Origin of the sequence: Nostoc sp., assembly GCF_036917235.1 — a bacterium.
Classification (GTDB): domain Bacteria; phylum Cyanobacteriota; class Cyanobacteriia; order Cyanobacteriales; family Nostocaceae; genus Nostoc.
In genome coordinates, this window is sequence record NZ_JBALDU010000009.1 from 1 (window position 1) to 15,376 (window position 15,376).

Genomic DNA, 15,376 nt, shown 5'->3' on the forward strand with positions numbered 1-15,376 from the left:
TAGTTTAGGGGTAGCCCTACGCAAAAATAGCTCGATGCCAGGTTTTATAATTCATAACCAAAAGCCCCACGCCCCACAGCCTGGGGCTTTTGGTTATGGTTGTGTGACAAAAAACTATGCAATTAATTGGCATTACATACTTCCCTCATCTCAGTTGTGGGTTCGCGGAGCGTCTCCCCTTGGGAGAGGATGCCCACCAGATTTAGCTGGTGGAATCAAATGGAATCAAAGGTGCCAAAATTTCCCATTCTAAGTCACTAAGGTCGCTAGAATAAGCTTTTTGAACCATCGCTTTATAAGTAGATACACTGTCTTTAAAGTATCCTACCTTTGCAATTATACTTGGCTATCCATCTTTAGATTTACTTTATAAATAGCCTCTAACTACACAACTGGTGAGGTGAGAGGTGTCGAAACTACATTCCGTCCTTGGAAGAAAGGTGATCCGATTATCGAACCTACTGGTGTATATCGGCTAAGTAATGGGCAGTTGCTATTAAGTCGAGAATGTTCTTAATTTTTGATCAAGTCGAGTTAAAATCATGACGATAAGAAGCCCATAACTCCTAAATATGCGTCTCCATACAAGATGCATACATGGTTCACACAAATGAGAAAAATTATAAGTTTTAACAGTGCCGGTAAACTGACCGCTCTTTTGTTTTTGATAACTCTCTTCCTCACGCCTTGTGTGATTGTAAATGCAGGAGAACGTGGTGTATTAATGAAATTTGGCGAAGTGCAAAACCAGATATTAGGAGAAGGACTTCACTTAATTATTCCTGTAGTTAATACTGTAAAAAAGTTGAGTATTAGAGTCCAAAAGCAGGAAATTTCTGCTGAGGCTTCTTCCAAAGATTTACAAAATGTTTTTGTCGATGTAGCTCTCAATTGGCATATTATTTCCCAGGAAGTAAATGTCATTTTTCAGAAAATTGGAGATGAACAAAATGTAGTTATTCGGATTCTTAACCCAGCAGTTGAAGAAGTGCTAAAAGCAGTAATGGCAAAGTATACTGCTGAAGAAATTATTACTAAACGAGGAGAAGTCAAAAGTGGAGTAGATGATGCCTTGTCAGCACGACTGAGTAGCTATCACGTTGCAGTTGATGATATTTCTCTAGTTCATGTCCATTTTTCAGAACGATTTGGTGAGGCGGTGGAGGCGAAGCAGATTGCTGAACAAGAAGCAAAACGAGCAGAATTTATCGCATTGAAAGCAACAAAAGAGGCTGAAGCAAAAGTGAATTTAGCCAAAGGAGAGGCTGAGACGCACAGATTATTACGTGATGGTTTAACTCCAGAAATTCTGCAAAGGCAAGCAATAGAAAAATGGAATGGTAAGCTGCCATTAATTGTAAGTAAGGAGGCTCCAAAATTGTTGAATTTAAGTGAACTCTTAAAATTTGACGAAAATTGATCTTTTAGTTTGTAATTTTTACATAGATTGCTATATCTGTATCTGTCAAATTATAATATGGGCGCATATATGTGCGCCCAGACTTCATAAAGGTGATAAACTAAATTAACTGTTGGAGAATAGAATGGGAAAATCGAGAATCTTCAACTGGATCAATAGCATAATCAACAGGGTATAAACTGTTGAAGAAATTAGACCTGTGAACAATTCTTTTTTAAGGTTATGCTCTTGAGGTTCTTTTTGAAAAATGTCCTTAGAACCGAATTGCATCAAGAGAATTCCCACAATATTAGAGAGCCAGTATCCGATAATTGAGCAAGGTAGAAGTAATTTTGGGGAAAGTAAACTACATGCATACCCAAAACCATAAGCTATGGGCAAATTGAATAGTAGGTCATTCCACCAACATAGTGGTGACAACAAATATCCCAATACCAGAAAAAATCCACCTCTGAGTTTTTTGAAAATGTCTTTTTTGAATTCTACGGGAGTAGACTGTTGTAACTGATCTATTGCTGTGTCTCCTGTTACATTCAACTCTTGACTAACGTTTTGGACGCTTTCCATAAAAAACCACTATTCCTATCGTCTTAGTGTAGTTTAATATATAAACTAAATTAACGTCTAGTACACGAGTGATAACATTTTGGCTTTTTGATGCTGAAAGTTCACCACAGAATAGTTTCACCAAAATTGAGGTTTAAATCAACTGCAACTTAACAATATCTGATTTCTATCCAGAGACATATCAGTTAGTTGGCTTCTTGCAGAATCTAGGTTTTATTTCGGTATCTGAGCAAAACAGAACAATTTATACACACTTGAGACAATTAATGTTATTTGTCGCTTAATAAGTTTTAAAATCAAAATACCTCTTCCTATATCATAGCACACAATGAGTTCCAACACCGATACTGCAATAGCCAGAGCTTCATTAAGTTAGGGTGGGTGGATGTTGAGTTGCAAAATTTTTATGTTTTTGCATCTAGCAAGGGCAGAAATTTTAACTAATAATAGCTACAATAAAAATCCTGAGGCATATTAATCGAAAAATGACAGATTTAACTTCAAATAGCACCTTTTTAATAGCAGGAATTGTTTTTATAACGATTGCTGTGATCGGGCAATCTAAATTAGCTTTTATTGAAATCAATCCCGGTTGTTTTGGGAGATTTCTAGCTTTACTTATTGGAATTTCGAGCCTATTATATGCTTTGGGATTATTCAATGTTTCTGCCGTAAACCTTGACTTATTAAGAACTTCTCTGACAGAGCAAATAAAACAAAGCATAAGTTCAATTAATGAGCTTTTGCAAGGTTCGTAATTGGCTTCAAAAATAAATTTTTGGCTCCATCTCAATACTTTTTTGTTAAGGGTAAAAGGTAGAATTCACCCCTTAACCTTTGAAAATACTACTAATAATATGCTCCGACAAGACTGTAAGTCAGGCTAGCCATGACTAATAAAGTAACAATCACATAAATAAATTCTCGCTGTAGTAAAAAAGTCAATAGGGAAATAAAAACGCGCACAATGGGAGTGGCGACTAGTAGCAACAGTCCCGCTACCTGATAAAACTGCTTTTACTACACCTACTGGTGAGCGAAATTCTGATGGTTCTCCCCGAAAAATTCATATCCCGCAGCTTGATTACCCTGATGAATTAAGTAGAGTATACCCCCCAGCAAAACCACAGCACTAGCTATCAAAACACCATATTTCATCAGGTTACTGAGCAAATATTCTAATTGCTGCTCATTTGGTGTTTTTGTCACATTCTTGTTAGCATCAATCTCAAGACATCACTCCATCAGGAGTTGGATAACTGCTATTCAGAAGCCAGAAGCCGGGAGGAATTCTAACTCATAACTTCTCACTAAAAAGTTTCATTAAGTTTTCTGAAAGTGCAAAGATTAAATCAATGCTAGATGCTGGTATTGTCATAGGTTCAATTACAGTAAAAGATTGCGCCATTACTTCCGAGAAAGAAAGACAATGTGGTTTTCAACCATAAATATTTTGATGAGATGATTTTTATTTTTTCCTTGAGCAAGTTTTCTGGTATACCTATAGAGATATAGGGGGAGATAAAGTACAGCTTTATAGAGGTTAGGTTAAGCTGTACCTCCTCCTTCCCTTTGCCAAAACTGCCGTAAAATCTCCCTTGGCTTTCTATCCCAGGTGTCGATATGCTCATATATCAAATTATCTTGATTGAGTTTATATGTTGAATAGCCATTAAAAAGCAACCCTGCTTTCCAGGGAACGCGCAACACTCCCCGCACCGTCCACTTTGCTAAAATCGTGTCTTCGGCTGACTGATAAACCTCATGTACATCAAAGTGAATTTGGGTAAAAAATAGTCGAGCGTGAAATCGTAAAGTCCAAAATATAATACGATAGTTAAATTTGTATTTGAATGTATTCACCGGGTCTTTAAAATAGATATCCCGTGTATAAATGTCATAAAAAATATCTTTTTCAAAAAGTGTCGGTAAATCTTTTTTTAAAGTATTAATTACCTTTTCCACTGGCAATTTATATTCCACTCGCCTTTTCCCTTAAAAAATCTTTTTTAACAAATTTTCCACTCCTGACCAAATAGAAGATGTCGTCTTGTGACTCACAACACCTGCACTCAAATCTGACAGAGTGGGAAATGATGCAGACTTAGCATAAGGCCCATTGCGCAAAACTTTAGCAAGGGTATTGTTATTCTCGCGCAAACCTTCGTAAAAAAAGAATACCTCTCCTTGAATGCCAAGTTGACGATTGTATTCAATTGCCTGCACCAGATATTCTGGACTAATACAGTAAGAGCCAAGCTTCATCAGTATTCCTGGTGCTAACTTGGGCAGTGTCGCATCTGTGAACTGCTGGTTTACCAGTTTATCAGCGATCGCCTGATAACTCCTAAAGTCACGGCGATAAATCTGCGGCTGAATCATATCAACTATCCCCCGCTTCAGCCATGCGGGCGAGTCTTGCAGATATTCCTGGAATGCCCAATCATAGATATTGGGTGCGATCGCAACTAACAAATTAGGATTCACTCCTTTCACCTCCCCGTAGAGACGCGCCAAAAACTCAGTGAGAATATCTGCACGCCACTGTAACCATTGTCTATCCTTGGGGTTCTGTGGCGGATTGCGATCGAATTCCTGGCGATAGCGAATAGCGAGTGACAGTTCCCTCATCATAGCCACCTTCACATGGTAATGCTGGCAAGCGATCGTCACCTTGAACACCATCCACATCGTAGTTATTCGCAACTTCCAGCACCAAGTTCAATAAAAATTCTTGCACCTGTAGGTCGAGTCCATTCAACCACTCAAAGCCGTTTTTCTTCAGTAAGTTACCGTTATAATCACGCGCAGCCCATTCCGGTTTTTTCTGTAAAAGTACACCACCACTCAAATTGTATGAACTGGCAAAACCGTATTCAAACCAAGGAATAACTTTTAACCCAACTCGCCGCGCTTCAATCACCACTTCTTCTAAAGGGTCGCGACCTACAAATAGAGGGTCAATTTCGACTCCAAAAGTCTGCTGCATTGTTTGGCTAGGATACAAAGTTACCGCCTTATTCCAAACAACTGGAAACACCACGTTAAATCCCGTCTCGGCCAGGAAATCCATCGCCTCAGCAATGCGTTCCTTTGACCTGAGAACCTTACTATCAGTAGTGGTCAGCCAAATACCACGGGTTTCTATTATTGCCATTTCTATAAATTGAAATTCTCAGCACTGCACCATCTAAACATTGACTAGCCGACGATACCGCGCCTGTATTATTGTGTAAATTCCATAAGCAACCAAACCTAATGCCACAATACCCAAAAGCCATGCTCCATAGGGCTGTTGCGCTAGCGTCTGTAATACTTCATCCAAACCTTCTGCGGTAGCAGCGTTCGATTGCCTTGCAGCTTCGATTAAAAACCAACCGATAATACAAAACACTATACCCCGTGCCGCTAAACCAAATCTGGAAATCCTCATTACCCATTGGGCTTGTGTGTTGCTTAACTCTGTTAAATTGAGTTCTTTACGAAATTTGGCACTAAAAGCTTTATAAAACTGATAGAAGCCTAGAGCGATTACAAATACCCCCACAGTTCCAACTAACCATTGACCAAAGGGTTGAGAAAGCAAACGCGCTGTCCAATCTTCAGTAGAATCACTACTATTTTTACCGCCGCCTGTACCCATAACGATTTGCACAGCACTTAAGGCTAAACTTGCATAAATCAAGCCATTAGCTGCGTAACCAATTCGCACTGCTAAACCTTTGGCATCATTACTTTTATTTTCTGGGTCTTTAATTGCCTGTACAAAACGCCAGATTACGTATCCAATCAAGCCAATTGCAACTAAAGCCAGCAAAAATTTCCCAAATGGCTGGTTGACGATTGTTTGGAGAGCGCCTTGGGTATCAGTTGTTTTACCACCCCTGCCAAAAGCCGCCTGTGCCGCCAGTAGTCCAACTATACCGTAAACTACTCCCTTGGAAACATAGCCGAATCGTCCCAGTCGCTCAACCCACAATGAAGCATGGTTTGTCAACTGTTGTGTCATGGTAGTTGGAAATAATTATTATATCTAATGTCCTACCAAAATTTACCCACGCTTCACATCTATCTTAAGGCAAATTTTATAATTTTTTTGTCATAAATCACTATTGTAAGTACTGTCTTTTAATAGATGTGAGGATGCTCAAAATAACATTACATTTATTAAGTAGAGTATATTATTTAGTATTTTATAATGCTGAATTGGGATTAATTATGTCTCTAATAGAAACTTCTTGGAAACACGAATATATCACTACTAATGGGGTGAAGCTACACTATGTCACCCAAGGTGAAGGCCCGTTAATGTTGATGTTGCATGGTTTCCCTGAGTTTTGGTACTCTTGGCGGCATCAAATACCAGAATTTGCCCAATATTTTAAAGTTGTCGCCATTGACTTGCGTGGCTACAACGATAGTGATAAACCAAGTGAGCAATCAGCTTATGTAATGAATGAGTTTATCAAAGATATTGAGGGAGTAATTAAGGGATTAGGATACCAAAAATGTGTATTAGTTGGACATGATTGGGGAGGTGCGATCGCTTGGAATTTTGCATACACTCACCCCGAAATGTTAAAACAATTAATTATTCTTAACCTGCCTCATCCTGCCAAATTTGCCCAAGGGTTACGCACTCCCCAACAGTTGCTACGTAGCAATTACATATTCCTCTTTCAACTACCGTGGATACCAGAATTACTTTTACAATCTTCCGACTACCAAGCTATTGAAACAGCTTTTAAAGGTACAGCAGTTAACAAGAGTGCTTTCACACAAGCCGATATTGACGCTTATAAAAATGCTGCTGCAAAACGCGGTGCCCTAACAGCAATGTTGAACTATTACCGCAATATTTTTCAACAGAGAATGCTAAATCCAAGTTGGGGCGTTCTGGAAGTACCAACACTGATGATTTGGGGAGAAAATGACACCGCACTCGGCAAGGAACTAACCTACGACACCGCAGCTTATGTCAGAGATTTTCAAATCAAGTATATTCCTAATTGTGGTCATTGGGTGCAGCAAGAACAGCCGGAATTGGTTAATCAGTATATGCGAGAATTTCTAAGGACTTAAGCTAAAACATCAATTAATAAAGTATAAATACTTATCAAATTAGCTATGGCGAGTAGCGCCAGATTTGACTTTTGAAAAGATTTAACAGTGGGCATTTTTGAGGAATTATTGGGTAAAAATTGCTAAAAAATCGGAATTAATGGCATTTTCGACATTAGTTTTATCTGGGTTTCAGATCGTAACTAACCTGTCAGGAGATAGATTGTCACAAGATACATTGACCTCACAAAGTTTAGTGAGATAATAGAGTTGTGAGGGACAGAACGGACGCAACTCGATTATTAAGGGGGAAAATTATGAAACTCCAGCTATTAGCGGCCATGGCCTTAGCAACACCCCTATTTCTCGCTAGCTCAGTTAGAGCCGAGAATCCACAGGATTTACAAAAGCTGCTTTCAACTGGGGAATGTGTTAAGTGCGAACTATCAGGAGCTAACCTTAGTGGCGCTCATTTAATTGGTGCTGACTTGAGAGGCTCGAAGCTTCAAGGAGCTAACCTTGTAGGAGCTAACCTCGAAGGTGCTGACTTAACTGGTGCAAACTTGGCAGGTGCTAACCTAACATCTGCTTATGTAACCAATGTGAATTTAAAGCAAGTTAATCTCAACGGAGTAAATTTTACTCGTGCTACGATTCACGATTCTAATGTGTATCAAGCATCAATGAACGATTTAAATCTTACTGATGCGGAAATATTTAACACTGGAATCGGGATTGGGGGAGAAGACGCTGAAATTCCCGATTGGAAATAGGCCTAACTGAGTACACAGCTTAAAATCAATTCAACATAGGTTTTGGCGGGTTTTAAATCAAATAAACTAGTTTTTTGCCAGAATTATTCTTAAAACCTGCCTCCACAAAAATATTAAAATAAATGAAACCCCTCTGCGTTGTAATCACTTTACTATGGCAAAAGCAGAGGGGGTTTCTTTTTGCGATCGCACTGATATCCACACAAAAAAGTGCAATCAAAATCTAAAAATCTTTACTATTTCCCATTCAAGGACTTTACTGCCCCTAACTGAAAATCAGGGTTTTGGCTATTACTTGCGTAAGTTGTACGTTGCACAAAGAAGGTTTTTTCGCTAGATCAGCCAGATGCAATTGATTTGGCATGATTTTTGCATAAGAGTATTTTGACGCCTCCATAGCTGACAAAATATCATTAAAGACTTATGCAAAAACAGCGAAAACCCAGTGGGAAGAGTTTGCGATCGCTTGATTACTTGAATGTGTTTCTCGCAGATGTGCGCGATGGTGTTGGGCCATATTTGAGCATTTACCTGAAAGCTTCAGCAAATTGGAACCCAGCCCAGATTGGCATGGCGATGTCAGCTTCGGCAATTGCCACAGTTATTGCTCAAACCCCAGCTGGTGCATTGGTTGACAGGCTACGTCAAAAACGGATGTTGATTGTACTGGCGGCTGTGTTTGTTTCTATCGGTTGTATTGCTATGGGCTTGTTCCCCAATTTGCCTGTTGTCATCGGCTCTCAGATTATGATTGGGATTGCTGCTGCAATTTTCCCACCTGCGATTACTGCTATTACTCTGGGACTCGTAGGACATGAGAGATTAGATAGGCGAGTAGGTCGTAATGAAACATTTAACCATACAGGAAATCTGCTAGCTGCTACTCTCGCTGGTTTAGTAGGTTACTTTATTGCACGCAAGGCAATATTTTTCCTGGTTGCAGCTATGGCTGTGGGCAGTATTATTTCGGTGAGGATGATTCGTGAAAGAGAGATTGACCACGAATTAGCGCGTGGAGATGGTGAAGAGGGCGAAGAAGGCCAAGAGGAGGATAATGAAAAACATCAGCAGCCATCTGAAGGCATATTGCAATTATTAAGCGATCGCAAAATCTTATTCTTTACTATTGCAGTAGTTTTGTTTCACTTTGCCAATGCTGCTATGTTACCGCTAGTCGGTCAAGAATTGGCGGAGGGGAAAGGGACAAGTGACACAGTTTATATGTCTGCTTGTATTATTGTGGCTCAGTTAGTCATGATTCCAGTGTCTAACTTGGCTGGGCGTTTCGCACATACAGCCCGAAAACCCATATTTTTGCTTGGCTTTGCCGTCTTACCGATTCGAGGGGTGCTGTATACGCTTTCGGACAATCCCTATTTTCTCGTTTCTGTGCAAATTCTGGATGGTATTGCAGGCGGGATTTTTGGTGTGCTTTCCGTGTTGATGGTAGCTGATTTTACTAAAGGTACGGGACGCTTTAATGTTACCCAAGGGATGCTCAACACTGCCATTGGCGTTGGTGCGGGTTTGAGCAATGTGTTAGCTGGGTTTGTAGTTAAAAGTGCTGGTTACAATGTTGGTTTTTTGATTTTAGCAGCGATCGCAGTTGTGGCTTTGGCAGTTTTTTGGTTCTGTGTACCTGAAACAAAAACAGGAGTTAATAGAAATGCACCACATCAAAAGAATCTAGCGAAATCATGATTGTTTTCAGATACATCATCATTGGACTGACTTATATCGGTTTGGGTTTAGGATATATCCCTGGTTTGCGGATGAACCGAGCCAGTATTGCTTTAGTTGGTGCATCTTTGCTGATGGCATTCGGGGTATTAGACCTCAAAGAAGCATGGCAAGCGATAGACTATAAAACGCTGATTTTCCTGTTTGGCATGATGGTAATCAGCACAAACTTAGCTTACGCTGGTTTTTTCCAACTAACCCTTGATACAGTTACACACTTTACCCGTAGCCCTTTGGGTTTGCTGATTGTTTTAACTTTCGGCAGTGGAATTCTCTCGGCTTTTTTTCTGAATGATACCATCGCTCTAATTTTTACTCCTTTGGTTCTCGGTTTAACCCAAACTTTGAACCTCAATCCGATTCCTTACTTACTTGCCTTAGCGGGAGCAACTAATCTGGGTTCAGTGGCTACCTTAAGTGGTAATCCGCAAAATATTTTGATTGGTTCCTTCTCTGGTATCAGCTATCTCGATTTTGCGAAAGCATTGACTCCCATCGCATTAGTAAGTTTGTTGATCCAAATTGGGTTATTGTGGTGGCTTTATCCTGATGTCCGTTCTACTAAATCTTGTCCGAGTGTAACCCCCGTGCGTTACCGCATATTTAAACCGTTGCTTACTAAAAGCCTATTGATAACAGGAGGACTATTAATTGCATTCTTAATTGGGATACCCCCAGCCCAAGCAACACTTATAGCTGCTGGTTTACTGTTTATTACTAGGCGAATCAAACCGCAACGAGTTTTAAATAAAGTAGATTGGAATTTACTGGTGATGTTTTCTGGACTGTTTGTTGTGACTGCTGGAGTAGAAAAATTAGGAATATTGAATTTATTTAGCGGTTTAGTTTACAATCCCCTGAACATATTAGGAATTACTGCTCTGCTTTCAAATTTAGTTTCTAATGTTCCAGCAGTATTATTACTACAACATTTAATTCCCCATCCAGATACAAAAACCTGGTTACTATTAGCCGCAGGATCTACCTTAGCTGGTAATCTAACTTTGTTAGGTTCAGTTGCTAATTTAATTGTTGCGGAAGCTGTCGCAAAACTTGGTTATCAATTGTCATTCTGGGAACATCTGCGTTTTGGTCTACCGTTAACTGTTTTGACTCTCATCCTGGCTTATTTTTGGATTTAGTCATTGGTCACTGGTCACTTGTACTGAGCGAAGCCGAAGTATTGGTCATTTGTCATTTGTCAACAATCAAACTTAAAATTTCAGGCTCAAAGGTGCAACGTTCAAGCTCAAAGGTGCAACGTTCAGGTTCAAAGGTGCAACTTCCAGGTTCAAAGGTGCAACGTTCAGGTTCAAAGGTGCAACGTTCAAGCTCAAAGGTGCAACTTCGAGGCTAAAAGGTTCAACGTTCAGGTTCAAAGGCTCAACGTTCAGGTTCAAAGGTGCAACGTTCAAGCTCAAAGGTGCAACTTCGAGGCTAAAAGGCTCAACGTTCAGGTTCAAAAGCTCAACTTCCAGGTTAAAAGGCTCAATGTTCAGGCTTAAAGGCTCAACTTTGATATTTCAAGAGACTTCCTTGCTTCCTGCTCTTGCTTCCCATCTTTTTATCAGTCAACTTGCGCTGATGTGATGACTTTATCCCGGAAATTTTACGATATTTTGTAACTGTTCTGCGGGTGATTGGCAGACAAAATCGGATTTTCAAAAGCTGGGCTAATCGCTCATCAGTATAAGGATTGGCGGGTGATTCTTCTGCAATTAACTGTATTAGCATCTGTTGGATTTGTTGAGAAGTACGTCCGCCTACTCCTACAGGAACACATAGTGAATGCAACGGAATTATCCGACTGTGTTGATTGCAAACTAATATATGCCGTCCTCGCACAATCCGGCTGACTGTAGAGTTACTAAGTCCTACCGATTGAGCTACTAATTGCTGAGGGGTAGATACTAAGTCTAATTTATCCCGACTCTGCAAAAAAGCTTGCTGGCGCTCAACTAAAAATTGACCAACTTTGAGCAGATTTTCTTGCCATTGTTGCAAAGCTGTGAGTAAATTTCTAGCTTTTTGTAATAATGCTTCTAGCTGTTGGGTATCTCGCCTTGATTTTGGTGATTCCTGCAAAAGCTTAATGGCTTCGGAATTCAGACAAAAACGTTGTTTGACTTCATAGGCTAAAGAAATTTGCCAACTTCCAGCTATTAGCTTAACTTTTAAATCAGGGGTGACGATGGGAGCATCACTACCACCAAAGTTTCTGGCAGGACGGGGTTCTAATTCTTGAATTTCATGAATAGCATTGGTGATTTTCTCAATATCAACATCAATATTTTGGTGATTTTGGTGCAGCTTTTGTAATAGTACTTGATAATTGTGCTTTGAATTGGAAGAATTACCAATACAATTTGCTATCTCTTCTAAATAATTTTTAATTAGTAGAAAAGCTAAACTTTCAGGCTGGTCTTTGAGTTGTACTAATAGACATTCTTGCAGGGTTCGTGTACCAATTCCAGATGGATCTAAACTTTGGAGGATAGGCACAACAGCTTTTAGTTCTTTTGCACTCCAGATACTACCATCTGCCCAAATTTCTGGAGTTTCTTCTAAGTAACCGGAGTTGGATAACCACTGAGTTAGATGGATTAAGGCTTCACGTTGTTTTGATGGAATTGATAAAGCTGATATTTGTCCAAAAAGATGTTCGCTTAAGCTTAAGTTCTGGGCGATGGGATTGTACCAATTAGGTAGAATATCGTCTAAAAGTGCTTCGTTGCTATGGAAATCAGAATTTTCTATTATAAATGGATTGTGTTTAGATTCTTCTCGAAGATGGTCGAATACTCGTTTACCATCCCACGGCAAAAAGCGAACTAAGTACTGTAGGGTTGGGTAAATAACGGTTTGAGTTTCTAGGTGTGTTTCTAGTGCAGATGTTGAGTTTAAGGAATTCATGATACGAACCGCAGAGGCGCAGAGGACGCAAAGAGGAGGAAAAATGCTTAACCCAAGGATATTGTGCTATAAATTCCATTGTTTCTTTTTTTGCTCAAAGCTTTCGGCAGAAATTCCTAATGCTTTGTGGGGTTCTTGGGGATAAAGTGCTAAAGCATGGCGGATAAAGTTTATTTCTAACTGAGCGATCGCTTGTTCTAAATTTAAATTCATCTGATATTCTTGATTAAAAATGAGATGCTCTGAAAGAATCGTTCTTCCTCCAGAAAAAACTGCTGCTCTCTCTAAAGTATTTTGTAGTTCTCGCACATTTCCGGGCCAAGCGTAACCTTTCAATTTTTCTAGGGCGATTGAGGTAATTGCTAAATTTTTAATTCCATTTCTTAGGGCAATAGAACTTAGAAAATGTTGAGTAAGTTGTTCTAAATCTTCGGGGCGATCGCGCAAAGGTGGCAGTTCAATTCGTACTACATTAAAGCGATAGTAAAGGTCTTCTCGAAACTGATTCAGGCGTACCAATTGTTCTAAATTCCGATTGGTAGCAGCTAAAATGCGGACATCTACAGTTTTGGTTTGGTTACTACCCAAGCGCTCGAAGGATTTATCTTGTAATACTCGCAACAATTTTCCTTGAATTATCTGGCTCAATTCTCCAACTTCATCCAGAAAAATTGTACCGCCATTGGCTTGTTCAAAGCGACCAATTCGCAAGTTATTAGCTCCAGTGAAGGCTCCTTTTTCGTGACCAAATAATTCTGCTTCTAATAAATGTTCTGGAAGGGCTGCACAGTTAACTTTTACCAAAGGGCCGCGACTGCGAGGGCTAGCATTATGCAGGGTGGAGGCGACTAACTCTTTGCCCGTACCTGATTCCCCGACAATCAAAACTGTGGTGTTTCCTTGGGCAAGTCTACCAATGAGTTTAAAAACTTCTGCCATTTTAGGCGATCGCCCCAACAGTTCTTCTGGCTGTCCGAAATTTTGGGTATTTGCTTCACCAATTTGCTCGGCTGATGCTTGAGAATGAGCTAAGGCTTTTTGCGCCAAGTTGACTAAATCTTCTAAATCGAAGGGTTTAGTTAAGTAATCATAGGCTCCCAATTGCATGGCTTCAATTGCTGTACGACTTGTTCCATAAGCTGTCATCACAATTACTGGCAGTTCAAACAGAGTTTTGCTACCTAAAGCTTTTAGAACAGCATTACCCTGAGTTTTGGGCATTTTCAAATCTAGAAATACCAAGTCAGGACGAGATGTGGTATCTTGTTGAATCATCTTCAGTCCTTGTTCTCCGTCTCCCGCCTCTACTACGTCATGGCCTTCATCTTTTAAAATCTGCGCCATCGCTTGACGCAAGGCTTTTTCATCATCAATAATCAAAATCTTAGCCATCGTTGTGATTCTTCGGTAAGTAAACGCTAAAAACGGTGCAACCTGGTTGAGATTTCAAATCAATATGCCCTCCGTGTCGGGTGACAATCTCGTGGCTAATCGCTAAACCTAAACCTGTTCCTTGGGGTTTTGTGGAATAAAAAGGATCGAAAATGCGATCGCGTTCTTCTGGTGCTAAACCTGCGCCAGTGTCTTTTACCCAAGTCACTAAGTAGTCTTGCTCTTGGCTTACACCAACCTCTACTTCGCTTTCTGGTGGACTTGCTTGAATAGCATTTAAGATTAAGTTAACCATTACCTGTCCTAACTCCCGACGGCGTAGTGGTACTTGGGGCAAGGGTTCAGCAGCAGAGCGATAAAAAAGTGTTACTCCCTGTTCTTCGGCTTTGAGACGCAACAGAGAAACTGATTCAAAAGCGATCGCTTCTAGGGAAATAGTTACCATTTCTTCTTGCTGATTTTGGTCAAAATACAATAGCCGTCGCACCAGCATTTCTAAACGGTCTACTTGTTCTAGTAAACTAGCGATCGGTAAAGTCGTAATTCCCTGCTTTTTTAATTGCCGTTCTGTATATTGCAAATTGAGGCGCATACTAGCTAAGGGATTGCGGACTTCATGAGCTACCCCCGCTACCAGTTGTCCCAGAGAAGCCAAGCGTTCAACTCGGTGCAAGCGCTGCTCTAACTCTTGGCGGCGGTATTGCATACTATTAATTGCAGTTCCCAACAGTCCCATTTCTGCGGGTAGGGGAGGAATTAGCGAAGCTTTATCCTCTTCCATTGCTTTAATACTTTGCTGGAGTCGCTGCACTCCCCACTGAAGTTGTAAGGCAATATAAAAAGTCCAAACTCCCACGACTAAAATTCCTAAAACTAGGAAAACACTTAAAACGTTTTGATTGCTATCTTCTAGATGAGGCATACGTTTCATCGTCCACACCGCACCCCACAGGGGTAGGGGATCGGCACGCAGTAGCAAGACATCAAGACCGGGATGCAATACTAATTCTTGGGGTAAGCCTTGGCTTGTGGCTTTCCGAGTCAATTGCAAAATTGTGTCTCGTTCAGCAGGAGGAATATCTTTTTTGGGGACAGGGCCTCCGTGGGTAGGATAGGCATAGCCTAAAAGCTGGTCTTGTTGCAGCAGATAAAATCCCCCTTCTACCCTTGGAAAAGCAGTTAGGGCATCGTTTGAAAGTTCCGCTAACGGTTTGCTTGACTGCTCACTTGGCTTTGGTGCTTGCCCAAGATTTGATTCCCAAAACAGCTTAATTAGTCTGGTGTTGGCAAAAGCTAATTCTCTCTGATTTCTGGCAACAACAGCACCTTCCAGACTTTCAAATAGTTGTACCACTAACCACAAAGCAGCTGCACTTAAACCTAAAAAAAGGATGCTGAGGATTGTTAGCTGTCGCCGCAGTGTCCAACGTTGAGATAACACAATAGGTTGCATGGAATAAGGGTTAGAACTTCTAGAAGTGCAAAAACTATGCCAAATTCCAGTTGCTCA

The 15,376-nt window shown here is 40.3% G+C and carries 14 protein-coding genes and 2 pseudogenes; 7 read left to right on the forward strand and 9 right to left on the reverse strand.

Annotation, left to right across the window (positions count from 1 at the left end; all coding sequences use genetic code 11):
* Positions 1-253: hypothetical protein (locus V7K44_RS02960; RefSeq protein ID WP_334928747.1), on the forward strand; the 253-nt coding region annotated here is incomplete at its 5' end.
* A gap of 357 nt (positions 254-610) precedes the next feature.
* Positions 611-1,420: a prohibitin family protein gene (locus tag V7K44_RS02965; RefSeq protein WP_334928497.1), complete on the forward strand. Its 810-nt coding sequence runs from the start codon at positions 611-613 to the stop codon at positions 1,418-1,420.
* Positions 1,421-1,525: 105 nt separating this feature from the next.
* On the opposite strand, the gene V7K44_RS02970 is transcribed toward V7K44_RS02965, so the two are convergent.
* Complete coding sequence (locus V7K44_RS02970; RefSeq protein WP_334928499.1) at positions 1,526-1,987, reverse strand: hypothetical protein; 462 nt, start codon at positions 1,985-1,987, stop codon at positions 1,526-1,528.
* A 485-nt stretch (positions 1,988-2,472) separates the two neighbouring features.
* Between V7K44_RS02970 and V7K44_RS02975 the strand changes: the two genes are divergently transcribed.
* The gene (locus tag V7K44_RS02975) at positions 2,473-2,745 is read left to right on the forward strand and encodes a hypothetical protein (protein WP_334928501.1); all 273 of its coding nucleotides are present in this window, start codon (positions 2,473-2,475) and stop codon (positions 2,743-2,745) included.
* A gap of 91 nt (positions 2,746-2,836) precedes the next feature.
* Here the strand turns inward: V7K44_RS02975 and V7K44_RS02980 are convergent.
* The 4 genes and pseudogenes from V7K44_RS02980 to V7K44_RS02995 form a co-directional block, all read right to left on the reverse strand.
* A pseudogene (locus V7K44_RS02980) lies at positions 2,837-3,145 on the reverse strand (DUF1634 domain-containing protein).
* Positions 3,146-3,535: 390 nt separating this feature from the next.
* Positions 3,536-3,970 (reverse strand): DUF2358 domain-containing protein, encoded by a 435-nt coding sequence (locus V7K44_RS02985; RefSeq protein ID WP_334928503.1) that lies wholly within the window; start codon positions 3,968-3,970, stop codon positions 3,536-3,538.
* Between the two features lie 12 nt (positions 3,971-3,982).
* Positions 3,983-5,144, reverse strand: a pseudogene (locus V7K44_RS02990) (glycoside hydrolase family 10 protein).
* A gap of 33 nt (positions 5,145-5,177) precedes the next feature.
* Positions 5,178-5,996: a DUF1206 domain-containing protein gene (locus V7K44_RS02995; protein WP_334928505.1), complete on the reverse strand. Its 819-nt coding sequence runs from the start codon at positions 5,994-5,996 to the stop codon at positions 5,178-5,180.
* A gap of 209 nt (positions 5,997-6,205) precedes the next feature.
* On the opposite strand from V7K44_RS02995, the gene V7K44_RS03000 reads away from it, so the two are divergent.
* From V7K44_RS03000 to V7K44_RS03015, 4 genes are all read left to right on the forward strand, one after another.
* A complete protein-coding gene (locus V7K44_RS03000) occupies positions 6,206-7,069 on the forward strand; it encodes an alpha/beta fold hydrolase (protein ID WP_334928507.1) in 864 nt (287 codons plus the stop codon).
* Between the two features lie 296 nt (positions 7,070-7,365).
* Positions 7,366-7,821 carry a pentapeptide repeat-containing protein gene (locus V7K44_RS03005; RefSeq protein ID WP_334928509.1) on the forward strand — a complete coding sequence of 152 codons (456 nt, stop codon included), beginning with the start codon at positions 7,366-7,368 and terminating at the stop codon, positions 7,819-7,821.
* 423 nt (positions 7,822-8,244) lie between these two features.
* Positions 8,245-9,522, forward strand: a complete 1,278-nt coding sequence (locus V7K44_RS03010; RefSeq protein ID WP_334928511.1) for an MFS transporter — start codon at positions 8,245-8,247, stop codon at positions 9,520-9,522.
* Entirely contained in the window at positions 9,519-10,703 is a 1,185-nt protein-coding gene (locus V7K44_RS03015) for an anion transporter (RefSeq protein WP_334928513.1), read from the forward strand. Before V7K44_RS03010 ends, V7K44_RS03015 begins: the two co-directional genes overlap by 4 nt.
* Positions 10,704-10,775: 72 nt before the next feature.
* Here the strand turns inward: V7K44_RS03015 and V7K44_RS03020 are convergent, their stop codons facing one another.
* From V7K44_RS03020 to V7K44_RS03035, 4 genes are all read right to left on the reverse strand, one after another.
* Positions 10,776-11,024, reverse strand: coding sequence for a hypothetical protein (locus V7K44_RS03020; protein WP_334928516.1), 249 nt, complete (start codon positions 11,022-11,024; stop codon positions 10,776-10,778).
* Positions 11,025-11,070: 46 nt separating this feature from the next.
* Entirely contained in the window at positions 11,071-12,474 is a 1,404-nt protein-coding gene (locus tag V7K44_RS03025) for an RNA polymerase factor sigma-54 (protein ID WP_334928518.1), read from the reverse strand.
* A 66-nt stretch (positions 12,475-12,540) separates the two neighbouring features.
* Positions 12,541-13,866, reverse strand: a complete 1,326-nt coding sequence (locus V7K44_RS03030; RefSeq protein WP_334928520.1) for a sigma-54-dependent transcriptional regulator — start codon at positions 13,864-13,866, stop codon at positions 12,541-12,543.
* Complete coding sequence (locus tag V7K44_RS03035) at positions 13,859-15,319, reverse strand: sensor histidine kinase (RefSeq protein WP_334928522.1); 1,461 nt, start codon at positions 15,317-15,319, stop codon at positions 13,859-13,861. The genes V7K44_RS03030 and V7K44_RS03035 overlap by 8 nt, the downstream gene beginning before the upstream one ends.
* Between the last annotated feature and the right edge of the window lie 57 nt (positions 15,320-15,376).

Bases quoted from the DNA above. Each gene is read 5' to 3' on its own strand.
- V7K44_RS03025 (WP_334928518.1), bottom strand. From the start codon at position 12,474: ATGAATTCCTTAAACTCAACATCTGCACTAGAAACACACCTAGAAACT.
- V7K44_RS03005 (WP_334928509.1), top strand. From the start codon at position 7,366: ATGAAACTCCAGCTATTAGCGGCCATGGCCTTAGCAACACCCCTATTT.
- V7K44_RS03015 (WP_334928513.1), top strand. From the start codon at position 9,519: ATGATTGTTTTCAGATACATCATCATTGGACTGACTTATATCGGTTTG.
- V7K44_RS03035 (WP_334928522.1), bottom strand. From the start codon at position 15,319: ATGCAACCTATTGTGTTATCTCAACGTTGGACACTGCGGCGACAGCTA.
- V7K44_RS02970 (WP_334928499.1), bottom strand. From the start codon at position 1,987: ATGGAAAGCGTCCAAAACGTTAGTCAAGAGTTGAATGTAACAGGAGAC.
- V7K44_RS02965 (WP_334928497.1), top strand. From the start codon at position 611: ATGAGAAAAATTATAAGTTTTAACAGTGCCGGTAAACTGACCGCTCTT.
- V7K44_RS02975 (WP_334928501.1), top strand. From the start codon at position 2,473: ATGACAGATTTAACTTCAAATAGCACCTTTTTAATAGCAGGAATTGTT.
- V7K44_RS03030 (WP_334928520.1), bottom strand. From the start codon at position 13,866: ATGGCTAAGATTTTGATTATTGATGATGAAAAAGCCTTGCGTCAAGCG.
- V7K44_RS03010 (WP_334928511.1), top strand. From the start codon at position 8,245: ATGCAAAAACAGCGAAAACCCAGTGGGAAGAGTTTGCGATCGCTTGAT.
- V7K44_RS02995 (WP_334928505.1), bottom strand. From the start codon at position 5,996: ATGACACAACAGTTGACAAACCATGCTTCATTGTGGGTTGAGCGACTG.
- V7K44_RS03000 (WP_334928507.1), top strand. From the start codon at position 6,206: ATGTCTCTAATAGAAACTTCTTGGAAACACGAATATATCACTACTAAT.